This is a genomic window from Halorubrum sp. GN11_10-6_MGM, assembly GCF_005435165.1.
GTDB lineage: Archaea > Halobacteriota > Halobacteria > Halobacteriales > Haloferacaceae > Halorubrum.
Genome location: NZ_SGUC01000001.1, coordinates 72777 through 85262, shown reverse-complemented (window position 1 = coordinate 85262; position 12486 = coordinate 72777). Strand labels below are relative to the sequence as shown.

At 70.6% G+C, this 12486-nt stretch carries 12 protein-coding genes and 1 tRNA gene; 3 read left to right on the top strand and 10 right to left on the bottom strand.

Translation table 11 applies throughout. From position 1 onward, the window contains the following. Window positions 1-11: 11 nt before the first annotated feature. From EXE46_RS00425 to EXE46_RS00405, 5 genes are all read right to left on the bottom strand, one after another. Window positions 12-1157, bottom strand: coding sequence for an aminopeptidase (locus tag EXE46_RS00425; RefSeq protein WP_137686532.1), 1146 nt, complete (start codon window positions 1155-1157; stop codon window positions 12-14). Window positions 1158-1224: 67 nt separating this feature from the next. Beyond that, window positions 1225-2037 carry a hypothetical protein gene (locus tag EXE46_RS00420; RefSeq protein ID WP_137686531.1) on the bottom strand — a complete coding sequence of 271 codons (813 nt, stop codon included), beginning with the start codon at window positions 2035-2037 and terminating at the stop codon, window positions 1225-1227. Between the two features lie 57 nt (window positions 2038-2094). Then, on the bottom strand, window positions 2095-3894 hold the full coding sequence (gene pepF, locus EXE46_RS00415; RefSeq protein WP_137686530.1) for an oligoendopeptidase F: 1800 nt from the start codon (window positions 3892-3894) through the stop codon (window positions 2095-2097). A 73-nt stretch (window positions 3895-3967) separates the two neighbouring features. Next, window positions 3968-4480 carry a ribosomal protein S18-alanine N-acetyltransferase gene (gene rimI, locus EXE46_RS00410; protein ID WP_137686529.1) on the bottom strand — a complete coding sequence of 171 codons (513 nt, stop codon included), beginning with the start codon at window positions 4478-4480 and terminating at the stop codon, window positions 3968-3970. A gap of 72 nt (window positions 4481-4552) precedes the next feature. Continuing rightward, window positions 4553-6286, bottom strand: a complete 1734-nt coding sequence (locus tag EXE46_RS00405) for a PAS domain-containing protein (protein ID WP_137686528.1) — start codon at window positions 6284-6286, stop codon at window positions 4553-4555. A 208-nt stretch (window positions 6287-6494) separates the two neighbouring features. Between EXE46_RS00405 and EXE46_RS00395 the strand changes: the two genes are divergently transcribed. Next, window positions 6495-6567: transfer RNA gene (locus EXE46_RS00395), tRNA-Arg, on the top strand. Between the two features lie 190 nt (window positions 6568-6757). On the opposite strand, the gene EXE46_RS16950 is transcribed toward EXE46_RS00395, so the two are convergent. Continuing rightward, complete coding sequence (locus EXE46_RS16950) at window positions 6758-7057, bottom strand: hypothetical protein (protein WP_199234082.1); 300 nt, start codon at window positions 7055-7057, stop codon at window positions 6758-6760. Between EXE46_RS16950 and EXE46_RS00385 the strand changes: the two genes are divergently transcribed. Next, complete coding sequence (locus EXE46_RS00385; RefSeq protein WP_137686526.1) at window positions 7056-8060, top strand: Gfo/Idh/MocA family protein; 1005 nt, start codon at window positions 7056-7058, stop codon at window positions 8058-8060. The two genes, EXE46_RS16950 and EXE46_RS00385, sit on opposite strands and share 2 nt — an antisense overlap. Window positions 8061-8137: 77 nt before the next feature. Here the strand turns inward: EXE46_RS00385 and kdgK1 are convergent, their stop codons facing one another. The 3 genes from kdgK1 to dgoD all read right to left on the bottom strand — a co-directional run bounded on the left by kdgK1 (window position 8138) and on the right by dgoD (window position 11350). Beyond that, a complete protein-coding gene (gene kdgK1, locus EXE46_RS00380) occupies window positions 8138-9094 on the bottom strand; it encodes a bifunctional 2-dehydro-3-deoxygluconokinase/2-dehydro-3-deoxygalactonokinase (RefSeq protein WP_137686525.1) in 957 nt (318 codons plus the stop codon). A 212-nt stretch (window positions 9095-9306) separates the two neighbouring features. Beyond that, on the bottom strand, window positions 9307-10158 hold the full coding sequence (locus tag EXE46_RS00375; RefSeq protein ID WP_137686524.1) for an SDR family NAD(P)-dependent oxidoreductase: 852 nt from the start codon (window positions 10156-10158) through the stop codon (window positions 9307-9309). 40 nt (window positions 10159-10198) lie between these two features. After that, entirely contained in the window at window positions 10199-11350 is a 1152-nt protein-coding gene (gene dgoD / locus EXE46_RS00370; RefSeq protein ID WP_137686523.1) for a galactonate dehydratase, read from the bottom strand. 212 nt (window positions 11351-11562) lie between these two features. On the opposite strand from dgoD, the gene EXE46_RS00365 reads away from it, so the two are divergent. Continuing rightward, on the top strand, window positions 11563-12201 hold the full coding sequence (locus EXE46_RS00365; protein WP_137686522.1) for a bifunctional 4-hydroxy-2-oxoglutarate aldolase/2-dehydro-3-deoxy-phosphogluconate aldolase: 639 nt from the start codon (window positions 11563-11565) through the stop codon (window positions 12199-12201). Window positions 12202-12249: 48 nt separating this feature from the next. Here EXE46_RS00365 and EXE46_RS16735 read toward each other — a convergent pair whose 3' ends face one another. Continuing rightward, window positions 12250-12405, bottom strand: a complete 156-nt coding sequence (locus tag EXE46_RS16735; protein ID WP_158413917.1) for a hypothetical protein — start codon at window positions 12403-12405, stop codon at window positions 12250-12252. Between the last annotated feature and the right edge of the window lie 81 nt (window positions 12406-12486).

Genomic DNA, 12486 nt, shown 5'->3' with positions numbered 1-12486 from the left:
CCGGCCGTCTCTCAGTCCGCTTCCTCGAACCCCTCTTCCCACCGGAACGTCCCGTTCCGCTGAACCACGTCGCCGTCGACCTCCATCCGAGAGTCGGCGCTCACGTCGGTGATCATGTCGACGTGGACCGCGCTGTCGTTGCCGGTCTCGCCCTCGGGGAGGCAGGCGTCGTAGGCGCGGCCGACCGCGAGGTGGACGGTGTCGCCCATCTTCTCGTCGAAGAGGATCGAGTCGGTGAACCGGTCGATGCCGCGGTTCATCCCGATCCCCAGTTCGCCGAGCCGCCGCGCGCCGGGGTCGGTGTCGAGGATGTCCGCGAGCGCGTCCTCGCCCGCCTCGGCCGAGAAGTCGACGACCTCGCCGCCCTCGAACGTGAGGTGGACGTTCCGGACGCGGGTCGCGTCGATCGTCATCGGCACGTCGAAGAACACCTCCCCTTCGGTGTCGTACGGCGCCGTGAACACCTCGCCCGATGGGAGGTTGTGCGAGTCGTACGCGACCGAGGCGGCGGAGTTGACGGCGGTCCGGCCCGCGATCGACATCCGAACGTCGGTGTCGGGCGCGCCGTCGCGCTCGGTGACGATCCGGACCTCGTCGCCGTCGTCGAGGACATCCTTCATCTTCGCCATCTCCTCGGCAAGCGCCTCCCAGTCGCGGAGGACGGCGTCGTAGACGAAGTCGGCGTACTCCTCGTAGGCCATTCCCGCCTGCTGGGCGAGGCTCCGCGTCGGATGGACCGTCGACACCCAGTCGGTGTCCATCCGCGCCTCGCGGACGCCCTTGCGCGCTTTCGCGTGCGCCTGTCGAGTCGCGCGGTCGACGTCCGCGGTCGCGGTGGTGTTGCGCCCGCCGCCGATCCGGAGGTAGGCGTCGGCGGCCTCGAACATCGCGCGCTCGACGTCGGGGGCCGAATCGAAGTCGTCGGCCTCCACGTCACCGTCGGTTCCGGCCTCGACGCCTTTTAAATATGCGCGGGAGACCTCGTCGGAGCCGTACAGCGTCGTGACGTTCGCCCCGCGCTCGCCGAGCGCCTCGGCGACCGCGACGCCCAGCTCGTGGGCGTCCTCCGCGACGCTGACGACGACGTCGTCGCCGGCTTCCACCCGGGCGCTCCAGTCGACGAGCACCTCGGCGTGCTCGCGTACGCGTTCGTCCATCGTCCGGTGTGTCGTCGGGGAGCGGTAAATCGGTGCCGGGACGGTCGAACCGGTCATTCCGGACCGGTCAGATCAACACCTCGGCGTCGGTGAGGAGGGTTCGCTTCGCTCGTTTCGCCTCCGGCCCCTCCGAGACGATGCTTGGCCTCGCGGCCGGTTCGTCGAACCGGTCCGGATCCGGAGCGCAGGAGTCGAGCAGCTCCGCGAACGTCGGTCCCTGCCGTCCGGTGAGATGGACGAACCCGCCGTAACGCCGCCGTTCGACCGACGTCGTGTCCGGGTCCGGGAACGCCTCGCGGATGCTGCCGACCCTCTCGCGGAGGTACTCCGCGGCCTCGTGCTGGGAGTACTGGCTGTCTGCGTAGTACTGTTCCCGACCGCGGTCGGTGAGGTCCGCGTCCGCGAGCGCGGGCGACTCGTACCGAACCGCGTCTCCCTCTATCCCGCCGCTGAGGAAACTGAGGTTCACCGTGAAACAGTCCGGGTATCGCAGGATCAACAAGAAGAATATCTGCTCGTCGACGGTGTACCGCTCCTGTAACCGGTAGTAACACTCCAGGTAATACGCCGCCAACGCCCCGACCCAGTCGTCGCGTTCCCCGTCGAGATAGGCGGTCGCGACCTCGTAGTACTCCTCGCCGGCGACCTGCTGGAGGCGGTACTCGAAGCTCCGTCGCATCTCGTCTAACTCGTCCTCGTACACCTCCGTCAGCGGGACGTCCGGGTCGTCGAGTAGCCGGCTCTTTCGCTCGCCGGCGTCCGCGATCCGCGCCATGTTCTCGTGGAGGTCCCGCTCCGCCTCCGTGTCGGGGAGCGGAATTCGAACCGCCTGCCGACGCAGCATGTCCGCCCCGACGTCTAATCGGTCGCGCCATTCCATGCCGTCGCCATCGGGGCAGACAGATAATAAAATCGGAGGGTGGGTGGGTCGAACCGTCTACTCCAGGTCGAGCAGGGCCGCGATCTCACCGAGGTACTCGTCGTAGACGCCGACGGCGGACTCGATCGGGTCGGGCGACGCCATGTCGATGCCGGCGAGCTCGACGACGTCGAGCGGGTACTCCGAGCCGCCCGCCTTCAGCATCTCGCGGTAGTCGGCGGCGGCGGACTCGCCCTCGTCGAGAATCCGCTCGACGATGGCGGCCGCGGCGGAGATGCCCGTCGCGTACTGGTAGACGTAGAAGTCGTAGTAGAAGTGCGGGATGCGCTGCCACTCGCGCTCGATGCCGCCGGTGAGCTCCGCCGGCGCGTAGTAGTCGCCCTTCAGGTCGGCGTACATCTCGTCGAAGGCGTCGGGCGTGAGCGCGTCGCCGGCCTCCACGCGCTCGTGGATACGCTGTTCGAACGTCGCGAACATCGTCTGCCGGAAGAGGGTGGAGCGGAAGCGTTCGAGGTACTCGTCGAGGATGTGCGTCCGCAGCTCGTCGTCCTCGACCGTGTCGAGCAGGTGGTGGGTGAGGAGGGTCTCGTTGACGGTGGAGGCGATCTCCGCGACGAAGATCTCGTAGCTCGCGTCGTGCCACGGCTGGGCGTCGCCCGCCAGCTCCGAGTGCATCGAGTGGCCCAGCTCGTGGGCCAGCGTGAACATCGAGGCGATGTCGTCCTGGTAGTTCATCATGATGTACGGCTGCGTGTCGTACGTGCCCGAGGAGAACGCGCCGGAGCGCTTCCCGCGGTTCTCGTACACGTCGACCCACCGCGAGTCGAGCCCCTCGGCCATGCGCTCCTGATACGCGTCGCCGAGCGGTGCGACCGCCTCGATCACCCACTCGCGGGCCTGCTCGTACTCCACGTCGGGGCCCTGATCGCCCGTCAGCGACATGTAGAGGTCGTGGCTCTGGAGCTGGTCGACGCCCAGCGCCGCCTCCTTCAACTCGGCGTGCCGGTGGAGCACCCCGAGGTTGTCGTCGACCGCCTCGACGAGCGTGTCGTACACCTCGACGGGGACGTTCGAGCCGTCGAGCGCGGCGGCGCGCGCCGAGTCGTAGTCGCGGATCTCGGCGCTCGTGACGTGTTCGCGGACGGCCTTCTCAAGCGAGGTGCCGACGGTGTTGCGCACGCTTTCCCACTCGTCGTAGAACGTCTCGTGGACGCGCTCGCGGAACTCGCGGTCCGGGTTCGTCTGGAGCTTCGTGAAGTTCGACTGCGTGATCTCCACCGCCTCGCCGTCGGGGTCCTCGACGACGCCGTAGGTCATGTCCGCGTTCGTCAGCATCGAGTAGATCTCGCTCGGCGCGTCGGTGACCTCCGAGAGGTCCGCGAGCACCTCCTCGACCTCGCTCGACCGCGTGTGCGGCTTCTTTCGCAGGACGTCGTCGAGGTAGTGCTCGTACTCGGCGAGCGCGGGCTCGTCGTCGACGAAGGCTTCCACGTCCGACTCCGTCAGCGACTGGATCTCCGGTTCGAGGTAGGAGACCGCGCTCGACGCCTCGGAACCGAGCGACGACGCCCTCGCGGACATCGCCTGATACTCTTGGTTCCGGGTGTCCTCGGCGCTGCGCAGGCGGGCGTACGTCATCACCTGTCGGAGTTCGCGGAAGATTTCCTCGCGAAGCTCCAGCAGTTCGAGCAGGGTGCCGGCGTCCTCGACGGCCCGCCCCTCGTAGGCGGCCAGCTCGTCGATCCGGCCGGCCACCTCCTCGTAGGCCGACTCCCACGCCTCGTCGTCGGCGTAGATGCCGTCGAGGTCCCACTTGTACTCGGCGTCGATCTCGGACCGCTCGGGAACCGAACTCATACCACTTGAGTGGCTCTCGCTCACACTAAGCCTTGTCAAACCCCGCGCCGCGGGCCGATAGGCGTGCGGCTCGTTATCGTTCTCCACTGACGCCGCCGTCGCCGCCGCTCGACGCCTCTCCATCGGCCCACGCCGCGAGGTCGACGACCAAGACGAGCGCGTCCTCGCCGTCGCGGTAGTACCCGCCCACGCGCCGGATCGGCTCGAACCCCTCGTCGGCGTACAGCGACCGGGCGGGGTCGTTCCCCTCGCGCACTTCCAGCCGGACGACGGCCACGCCGGTCGAGCGGAGCCGGACCAGCGCCGACCGCAGGAGCGTCCGTCCGATCCCCTCGCCGCGGGCGTCGGGGTGGACGGCGAGGTCCTTGACGTGGCCGATGTCGCGCCCGTGGTTCGGCGTCCGGTCGGCGACGACGAACCCGACGACCGCGCCCGCCCGCTCCGCCACGAGGAACGCCGGCTCGTCCAGCAGCCGCTCGAAGGCGTCGTAGGGCCACGGGTCCGAGAAGCAGGCGCGCTCGATCCGGACCACCGCGAGGAGGTCGGCGCGCTCGGCCACTCGGACCCTGACGTCGGCGGCGTTCACGGCCCGGATTGGCGGTCGCCGGGAATAAACGCGCCGGCTCACCGGAGGGACCCACGACGACGCGCCGTTCTCTCAGCCGTCGATCCAGGGCTCCTCGGGGTCGGCGTCGGCCGGACCGGGGGCGCACACCTCGAAACACGCGCCGTCCGGCAGCCGGAGCCGTCGCCCGTCCGGCAGCCCGATCGGGCCGTCGGCGTCGCGGCGGAGTTCGACCGTCCACCCGTGCGACTCGACGACCTCGCGGACGATGTCGAGGCCGTATCCCGTCCCGTCCGCCTGCGTCGTGAACCCCGAGTCGAACACCGAGTCCCGGTCGCCGGGGTCGATCCCGCTCCCGTCGTCGGCGACGAGGAAGCCGGCGTCGGTGGCGGTGACGAGAACGCTGAGGCCGTCGTCGGTGCCGTCTCGCCCGGCGGCGTCCGATTCGCCGGTCTCGGCGTCCGATCCCTCAGCCTCGGCGTCCGGCTCGCTGCCCCCACCGTTCGGTCGGTCGGCCTCTCCGTCCCCCGTCACCGCGTGTTCGCTCGCGTTGCGGAACAGGTTCTCGAAGGCCTGTCGGAGGCGCCCGCGGTCCCCGTACACTCGCGCGTCGCCGGCGACGACCAGCTCCGGCCCGGCGTCGTCGTTCCCCGCGGTTGTCTCCCAGGCGTCGCGGGCGACGCTCGCGAGCGCGAACTCGGTCGGCTCGTCCATCCCGCTCCCCTGCCGCGCGAGAGTGAGCAGCTCCGAGACGAGCCGGTCGATCCGATCGACGGCGCGTTCGCCGCGTTCGAGGGGGTCGGTGTCCTCCTTCACCTGCGCCATCTCGATGGACCCGCGGATCACCGACAGCGGGTTCCGCAGGTCGTGCGAGACGATGCTCGCGAAGCGGTCGAGCCGCTCGTTCCGGTCGGTGAGCCGGCGCTCGCGCGCCTTCCGCGCGCTGACGTCCCGGGAGTTGATCAGCAGTTCGCCCACGGGGCTGTCAGTCGGCAGCGACCGAGTGCGCGACTCAAGCCACACCCAGTCGCCGTCGGCGGTGCGGTAGCGGTACTCCAGCGTGGGTGCCGCGGTCGACTCGTCGAGCGCGCGGTAGAACCGCTCCGTCACCCGCTCGCGGTCGTCGGGGTGGACGTAGCCGAGCGGGGAGCGCCCGACTGTCGACCCCTGCTCGTAGCCGAGCACCTCCTCGATCGAGGGACTCTCGTAGACGACGAGGCCGTCGCCGTCGACGACGGTGACGAGGTCGCTGCCGTACTCCAAGAAGGCGCGGTAGCGCTCCGGGAAGGTGCGGTCAACGTCGACGCGGCGGACCGTGACGATCCGGCCGCCGAACTCGGACGCGAGCTCCTCGTCGACGACCGACTCGACCCACGCGTACCCCCCGCTCGCGCGGCGGATGCGGTGCGTGACCGTGCGGGTCGTCGCGACGGCCGACAGCGCGTCGGCCACCGGTTCGCGGTCGCTCGGGTGGACGCGGTCGAGGAGGTCGCTCCCGACGAACGCGTCGCGCGCCACGCCGACCACGTCGGGCACGGACGGCCCGGCGAACAGCACCTCGCCGTCGACCGCGACCGCGAGGAGGAACCGGTCGGTCTCGGGGAGCTTCGACTCTCCCTCCCCCGGCGTCGCGTCGAGGGGCTCCGGCGCCCGGTCGGCGTCGGCGACACTCGGGGACCGATCGTCGCCGACGCGCTCTCCCGATCGGGCCGCCCGCTCCGCGTCGTCGGTCGGCGCGTCGGCCGCGGATCGCTCGTCGGTCTCGCTGGCGTCGCCCTCGCCGGCGCCGCGAGCCGGCGTCGACGTATCGGATGGCCGGAGGGTCACAGTGAGTTCTACCGACCGTACGGACCCGAGATGATAAAACCGCGCGCCGGAAGAATCAAAAGAGATAATTGGCCATAGAAAACGCACGTCTGCGCGGTCACACCTCGTCGGCGCCGAGCCCGTCTGCGACGCCTCCGAGCGGCAGGCCGACCCGGATAACGAGCCGAGTCAGAAGCGTTAAACGCTCGCCGCGGGTACGCCGTCGTGAGGGCGCGTAGCTCAGCGGACAGAGCACTTGGTTCCGGACCAAGATGCCGCGGGTTCAAATCCCGTCGCGCCCGTTACGTTTTCTGACGGGGTGAATTGACAGGACTGCGGCCCGATGTATATAAGGCAACCCCCGGTGACGGTTTTGAGTTCGTCACGCAGCGTAACGGGGGTCGTCGCCTTCGTGCGGTTCGCGAAATACACGTAACGGAGTCGGGGTAAAATCCTTGGGGTGGGTGATTTCGTTGAGCACGTCGATATATTTCAACTGATAGTTGGTAAGAAAGATATTTGATTGGCGTCGGTGACATTCAGTTCATGTATCGTTTCACGCCGGACGAAGTCGATCACGAACGCGCCCACCACCAGGCGGTCATTCAGGGAGCCGACAACTTGGACGTCAAGCGGATCGGCAATCTCGGCGGCCGCCGCCCGCGAACTCGGCGTCGAGTAGCGCAGACGGGCCGCCTCGGCTCTTCTCCCCTCGTCGTTGGAGGGGTCGTCCCCGTCGACCTCGCCGAGGGACACAAACCACTTGACCGGGGGGTACGTCGCTCCGCGCATGAGCACTCCGGCAACTGACTCGTCTGGCCTCGAATTCGGCGTCCTCGGCACCGCGGGGATCGCCCGCAAAGCGGTGATCCCGGCGATCGCTGCCAGCGACCACGCGGTCGGCGCGGTGGCGTCCCGCGACGCCGCCCGCGCGGAGCGGTTCGCGGCCGAGACCGACATCCCCCGCAGCTACGGCTCCTACGAGGCGCTGCTCGACGACGACGCCCTCGACGCGGTGTACGTCCCGCTCCCCAACGGGCGCCACGCCGAGTGGACGAAACGCGCCGCGGACGCCGGGTTAGACGTCCTCTGCGAGAAGCCGCTGGCCGCCGACGCCGACGAGGCGCGGGCGGTGGTCGACCACTGCGACCGGCGGGGCGTCACGCTGATGGAGGCGTTCATGTACCGCTACCACCCCCGAACCGAGCGCGCCGTCGCGCTCGCGGCGACCGAGCTCGACGACGTCCGAACGGTGACAGCCACCTTCCGGTTCCCGCTGTACGACCGGCCGAACGACGTGCGGCTCGACCCCGACCTCGCCGGCGGGTCGCTGATGGACGTCGGCTGCTACCCCGTCTCGCTCGCCCGGACGATACTCGGCGAGCCCGACCGCGCCTCCGCCCACGTCGGCGACACCCGGGACGCGGGGGTCGACACGGAGGTCGCGGGCGTGTTGGCGTACGACGACGGGCGGTCGGCGCGGGTCGCGTCCGGCTTCGACACGCAGCTGGTCCAGCGGTACCGCGTCGACGCGACGAACGGGTGGATCGAGGTCGAGCGGGCGTTCGACGCCCCGACGGACGAGCCCGTCGAGCTGGAGTACGAGATCGACGGGCGGCACGGCGTCGAGACGTTCCCCGCGGTCGACCAGTACCGGCTCCAGATCGAGCACTTCGCCGAGCGCGTCGCCGACGGGACCGCCCCCCTGACCGACGGCGAGGAAGCGATCACGAACATGGAAGTCATCGACGCGCTCGCTCAGAGCGCCGCCGACGGCGGTCCCGTCGACCTCTGAACGCGGTCGCCGGGTCGCGGGCGCCGCATCTCATCCGCTCGGCACCCCTCAGAACGGTCGGAGTGCCGTCTCCTCGTTTACCGGTCGATCCCGCCCTCGCCGTCGATGACGTCGCGGACCTCCGCCCGGGTCGTCACCGCGAGGTCGCCGTCCGTGGTGCGTTTCAGCGCCGCGGTCGCCGACCCCCACCGGAGCGCCGCGGGGAGGTCCGCGCCGCGCAGCCGCTCCGCGACGAAACCGGCGACGAACGCGTCGCCGGTGCCGATCGCGTCGAACGTCTCCGCCTCGTACACCTCCTGTTCGTACACCGAGCCGTCGTGGAGCGCGATCGCCCCCTCCAGCCCGCGGGTGACGACCACCGTATCGAACCCGAACTCCGTGGCGAGGCCGTGCGCGATCTCGACGGCGCCGCCCTCGCGGTCGAGCACCTCGCGGGCGTCGCGCCGGGGGACGAACAGGGTGTCCACGTGTTCGAACAGGTCCTCGTAGGCTGCCCGCGCCGTCTCCGGTTCCCAGAGCTTCGCCCGGTAGTTCAGGTCGAACGAGCGCGTGGTCCCCGCCTCGCCGGCGGTCCGCAGCAGCGCGGCCGTCGTCTCCGCGGTCGTCTCCGAGAGCGCGGGCGTGATCCCGGTCGTGTGAAACCAGTCCGCCTCCGCGACCGCGTCCGTCGGGAGTTCCTCGGGCTCGACGGTCGTGATCGCCGCGTCGGCGCGGTCGTAGATCACGTTCGTCCCGCGCGGTTCGCCGCCGTGTTCGAGGTAGTAGGTCCCCACCCGGCTCGCGTCCGGGTCGGCCCACGCGACGCCCGGGCGGACGCCGTGGCTCCGCAGTTCGGTCACGATCCGCCGGCCGAGCGGCGAGTCGGGGAGCTTCGAGAGCCAGCGGGCGTCGGCGCCGAGCCGCGCGGCCCCGACCGCGACGTTGCTCTCCGCGCCGCCGGCCTGAACGGTCAGGTCGCGGGTCGTCTCCAGCCGCTCGCCGCGCGGCGGCGACAGCCGGAGCATCGTCTCGCCGAACGTGACGAGGTCGGTCATCGGGGCCACCCCGCGCCGCAGGTCTCGAACGCGTTCATACTCGGTGCTACGCTCGGCCAATTATAAGAACGGGTGATCGCCGTCGGCCGGCGAGCGACGGACCCGTGCGTCTCTCGCGTCGCGGCGGCAGTCCGTCCCGTGCTGTGTCGCGGCGGCGGTCCGCCCCGTGCCGCGTCTTGGCGGCAGTCCGCCCCGTGCCGTGTCGCGCCGGCCTACTCCGAGCGCTCTCGCGCCCGGTAGTCCGGGAGCACGTCGTCTTGCATCACCGCGCCGCGGCCGCCGTCGACGAGCAGCGCGGCTCCGGTGACGAAGGCGGCGTCCTCGCTCGCGAGGAAGGAGACGGCGCCGGCGACGTCGGCGGGCGTCCCGATCCGCCCGGTCGGGTGGATCGACTCGACCTCCTCCAGCCGTCCCTCGGGGAGCTCCTCCCGCGTCCGCTCGACCTCCACCCAGCCGGGGACGACCGTGTTCACCCGGACGCGGGGACCGAAGTCGACCGCGAGCGACCGCGTCATCCCGTTGATCCCCGCCTTCACGGCGTTGTACGGGAAGTGCGCCGGCATAGTCGCGTACGCGTGGTTCGACGAGACGTTCACGATCGCCCCGCGGTCCATGTGTTCGAGGGCGGCCCGCGCGGCGAGCCAGTACGCCCGGAAGTCCGTCTCGACGACGAACGCCCAGTCATCGAGCGTCGCCTCGTCGGCGGCCGTCTCGGTCTGGACGCCCGCGTTGTTCACGAGCACGTCGATCGAGCCGTACCGCTCCGCGGCCGCCTCCGCGAGCGCGGCCACGTCGTCGGGGTCGCGCATGTCGGCGCGGACGAACGTCGCGTCGCCGGACGGCGAGCCGTCGCCCGACTCACCGTCCCCGCCCGCGATCCGGTCGACGACGGCCTCTCCCGCCGTCTCGGAGCGCCCGCTGACCACGACGTTCGCGCCCTCGGCGGCCAGCCGCTCCGCGATCCCGGCGCCGATCCCGCGGGTCGACCCGGTGACGATGGCCGTCTCGCCGGCGAAGCGCCCGGGAACCGCGCCCTCGGTCGGCGACTCGCGCCGGCGGGTCATCGGCTCCCCCCCTGTCGTCCGGTCTCGGTCGCCATCCGGATCACCACTCCGCGACCGAGCCGTCGTCGTGGCGCCAGACGGGGTTGTGCCAGTCGACGTCTCTCTCGGCCTGCTCGCGCACGTGTTCCTCGTCGATCTCGATCCCGAGCCCGTCGCCGTCCGGGATGTCCACGAACCCGTCGCGGTACTCGAACACCGACGGGTCGGCGAGGTAGTCCAACACGTCGCTCGTCTCGTTGTAGTGGATGTCGAGCGACTGCTCTTGGATGAGCGCGTTCGGCGTACAGGCGTCGACCTGGATACAGGAGGCGAGCGCGATCGGCCCGAGCGGGCAGTGCGGCGCGACCGACACGTCGTACGCCTCGGCCATCGACGCGATCTTCTTCAGCTCGGTGATGCCGCCGGCGTGCGAGACGTCCGGCTGGATCAGGTCTACCGCGTCCGCCTCCAGCACCTCCTTGAAGTCCCACCGCGAGTACATCCGCTCGCCGGTCGCGATCGGGATCGTCGTCGACGCCCGGATCGCCGGGAGCGCGTCGTTGTTCTCGGGTAACACCGGCTCCTCGATGAACATCGGGTCGTACGGCTCCAGCGCCGACGCGAGCCGCCGGACCATCGGCTTCGCCACCCGGCCGTGGAAGTCGACGCCGATGTCGACCTCGTCGCCGACCGCCTCCCGAACGGCCGCGATCCGGTCGGCCGCGGCGGCCACCGCGGCCGGGGTGTCGATCGACTCCAGCTCCGCGGTGGCGTTCATCTTCAGCGCCGAGAAGCCCGCGTCGACCTTCTCGCGGGCGGCCTCGCCGACGTCCGCCGGTCGGTCCCCGCCGATCCACTGGTAGACGCGGACCCGGTCGCGCGCGCGACCGCCGAGCAGCTCGTGGACGGGCGCGCCGAACCCCTTCCCTTTGATGTCCCACAGCGCCTGGTCGATCCCGGCGATGGCGCTCATCAGGACGGGACCGCCGCGGTAGAACCCGCCGCGGTACATCGTCTGCCAGTGGTCCTCGATCCGCGCCGGGTCCTCGCCGAGCAGGTAGCCGTCGAGCAGCTCCTCGACCGCCGCGACGACCGTGTGAGAGCGCCCCTCCACGATCGGCTCCCCCCAGCCGACGGTGCCGTCGCTCGTCGTGAGCTTCAGGAACAGCCAGCGGGGCGGCACTTCGAACAGCTCGTAGTCGGTGATGTGCATGGTGAGATGGGTAACTCCGAACCGGTCCGGCGGCCGCGGGACTCGCGCACCGAGATCACCGAGCGGCGCGTCGTCGCGGCGTCCGGCGCGGACCGGTCCGTCGCCACGGTCGTACTTGCCCGTCCGTCGCTTAAATAGCGGCTGGGTGACGGCGCGCCACCGCCGTCCCCGACACGGTCCGATTTAATACCCCTGGCGGGCAGATACCACGCATGCGAACCGACCGACTCGACCGGATCACGGACGGCGGGGTGATCGCGATCCTCCGCGGCGTGGCACGGGACGACGCCGTGGCGGTCGCGGACGCGGTCGTCGACGCCGGCGTGACGGCGCTGGAGGTGACGGCGGACACGCCGAACGCGACGGGGTCGATCGCGGCGATAACCGACTGCGTCGACGACGCCTTGGTCGGCGCCGGAACCGTCCTCGACGCCGAGACCGCGCGCGCGGCGCAGCTCGCCGGCGCGGAGTTCCTCGTGACGCCGACGGTGAACCGCGACGTGATCCGCACGGCGAACCGCTACGGGACGCCGATTGCGGTCGGCGCGTACACGCCGACCGAGGCGATCGAGGCGTACGAGGCCGGCGCCGACGCGGTGAAGGTGTTCCCGGCGAAGACCGGCGGCCCCGAACACGTCGCGGCGATCGGCGGCCCGCTCCCGCAGATCCCGCTCGTCCCGACCGGCGGCGTCGGCGCGGACAACGCGGGCGAGTACGTCCGCGCCGGCGCCGTCGCGGTCGGCGTCGGGAGTTCGATCGTCGACGACGCGGCGATCGCCGACGGCGACTTCGACGCGATCCGATCGAACGCGCGCGCGGTCGTCGAGGCGGTCGACGCGGCCCGGGAGTGATCGCGTCGGTTCCCGACGCACCGGTCGTCGCCGTCCACGGCGCGGCCGCTATCGCGCGGGCGACCGAGGCCCCTCGGCGGCGTCGGGCGACGACCCACGGATCGCGTCCCACCCGTCGATACAGGTCTCACAGAGGTAGTACGCGAACCCGTCGACGTCCCGGTGCGCGAGCGAGGCGTCGACGCCGCATCTCTCACAGTTCATAGCCGGTCACTGCTCTATGAGAGATATAGGTCTTCTGCTCGCAGTCGGACCCGTGATAATTCGCGGTAGAGCCGACGAAAC